Source organism: Filobacillus milosensis, assembly GCF_004402015.1.
In the GTDB taxonomy this organism is placed as follows: Bacteria; Bacillota; Bacilli; order Bacillales; family Alkalibacillaceae; genus Filobacillus; species Filobacillus milosensis.
In genome coordinates this window covers 1-2318 of record NZ_SOPW01000039.1, presented here as the reverse complement: position 1 = coordinate 2318, position 2318 = coordinate 1, and the positions used below count along the sequence as shown (strand labels likewise).

2 protein-coding genes are annotated in these 2318 nt (G+C 35.0%); both read left to right on the top strand.

Translation table 11 applies throughout. The features are described from left to right. Positions 1 to 243: 243 nt before the first annotated feature. On the top strand, positions 244 to 1194 hold the full coding sequence (locus E3U55_RS16955; protein WP_134341666.1) for a Gfo/Idh/MocA family protein: 951 nt from the start codon (positions 244 to 246) through the stop codon (positions 1192 to 1194). Between the two features lie 94 nt (positions 1195 to 1288). Beyond that, positions 1289 to 2056, top strand: a complete 768-nt coding sequence (locus E3U55_RS16950) for a CAP domain-containing protein (protein WP_228547605.1) — start codon at positions 1289 to 1291, stop codon at positions 2054 to 2056. The last annotated feature ends 262 nt before the right edge of the window (positions 2057 to 2318 follow it).

Below are 2318 nucleotides of genomic sequence, written 5' to 3'. Positions count from 1 at the left end.
CTTAGCTCTTTGGGATAATTATTTTGCTTTTTACCCATTGTAAACACGTCCTTTAAAAATGTTATTTCCATTGTAAACATTTCGCCAGTTGGTGTGTCCACTTTTTATACTAACCCTCAATGAACAATTAGTTTGTGGCGAGTCACGCTTACAATTTGGCGAATATATAATCCCTGACCTTTCATGTTGGTTAGGGATTTTTGATATAATGAAACAAAAATAAACATTGGGGGAGTTTTTAATATGGATAAAGCTTATAAAGTTGGTATCATTGGCCTTGGTGTCGTCGGGGAACGTGTATTAAAGCAATTTCTATCTCATCCTAGATTTGATGTACTTGCGTTTTGTGAACCAAATCAAGCACGCTTAAAAGACATTCAGGATCAATATGGACAAGTTCTTACATATTCATCAGACGATGAACTATTAAAAAATGACGATATTGATTTAGTTTATTTAGCTGTTCCACCTAAATTTCATCATGCCATTGCATTAAATATTATTGCTCATGGGAAGCATATATTATGTGAAAAACCATTAGCAAATAGTGAGAAGGAAGCCAGAGAAATGTTTGAAGCGGCAGAGAACAAGGGGGTTGTTAACGCAATGAATTTCCCACTGCCATATCATGCTGAATTCTTTAAAATGCTAGAAATTCTGGAAGCGGGACAATTAGGAGATATTCAACGTATTGAATTTAATATGTTTTTCCCTGAATGGCCAAGAGCCTGGCAGCAAAATAATTGGATTGCAACACGTGAACAAGGCGGTTTTATTAGAGAAATTGGACCTCATTACTTACATTTAATTTCGAGATTAGCTGGAATACCCAAATATGTTCAGTCGTTTGTTGATTATCCAGAAGATCCTAGCCTCAGTGAAAATGGCTTCACCGCAAGACTAATGGTTGACCAGACACCTGTATTATTTAATGGTGTCAGCAATGTAGGCCAAAAAGAAGATTTATCTTTAAAACTCTACGGTAATAAAGCTGTTTTAGAACTAAGGAATTGGCGTGATTTATTTATAGGTACAAGAGAAAAAAATCTTGAGCGAATTGAAACATCGAACACTTCAACTAAAAACTTAATGGAAGAACTCGTTAAAGCACTGGATGGTCATGATGCGCATCTCATAACGTTTGAAGAAGGTTATCACATCCAGAAACTTCTTGAGAATATCATTAATTCTTAATATTTAATTACCTATGCTCCCTTTAATTGGGAGCATATTTTTTTGCTTAAGTTTCAAACTATAAATGTTAAACCAGATAGGAGGTAAGAGATAAATGAAAGTTCATATAAAATTGATTTATGTATTATTACTTTTTTCCATGATTTTAGTTGGTTGTAACATGGAAGAAGGAGCAGAAAATAATGGTCAAGGTAATCCGGAAAATGTAAGCTTTGGTGGCAATAATCAGGGCGGCGATGAGAACGATTTAGGATTAAACCCTAATTGGAATGGAAATAAGAATGATTTTCCTTTCTTCGATGGTAACAACGACGGAAATGTAAATTTCCCTTATGAATCAGATCGTGGATTTAACTATAACCACAGAAATAATGAAGTAGAACCTAATGACAGAAACCCTAATGCTAACCAAGGTAATCAGAATCAACAGCAGGGTAACAATAATCAAGCACCAACAGGTAATCAATCTGCTCAAGCAAGTGATATTGTAAAAGAAGTCGTTCGCTTAACGAACCAGGAACGTAAGAAAAATGGTTTATCCGCACTAAAAATAGATTCAAGACTAAATGAAGCTGCTCAAGCTAAATCTGTTGATATGGCTGATAACGGATACTTTAGTCACCAATCACCGACTTACGGGTCACCATTTGAGATGTTAGATCAGTTTGGTATTAATTATACGGTAGCCGCTGAAAATATTGCTGCTGGACAAAAATCTGCAGCACAAGTTGTTAAACAGTGGATGAATAGTGAAGGACACCGTAAAAACATTTTAAATGACTCAGTTACACATATCGGAATTGGTTATGAACCAAGCGGTAACATGTCACCATATTGGACACAGTTATTTATCGCTAAATAAAACAAAGTAAGAAAGGCCTGATATCTATAGAGGCCACTGAAAAACTGTCAGTTTTTCAAGAAACTTAATTGTGAGCTAAAAAAAATAGCTGTTTCGGATTTCTAAATGTCCGAAACAGCTATTTTTTGATATAAGTTAGACATTTGTATTGTTCTTTTATGTTTTAAGTTTTAGTATACGTTTTACATTAGCGGTGAAAATTGTCATCGCACCTTGTAAATGCATGCCTTCAAGACCCGAAGATGAAGAGACCTCATATCCG

Bases quoted from the DNA above. Each gene is read 5' to 3' on its own strand.
- E3U55_RS16955 (WP_134341666.1), top strand. From the start codon at position 244: ATGGATAAAGCTTATAAAGTTGGTATCATTGGCCTTGGTGTCGTCGGG.
- E3U55_RS16950 (WP_228547605.1), top strand. From the start codon at position 1,289: ATGAAAGTTCATATAAAATTGATTTATGTATTATTACTTTTTTCCATG.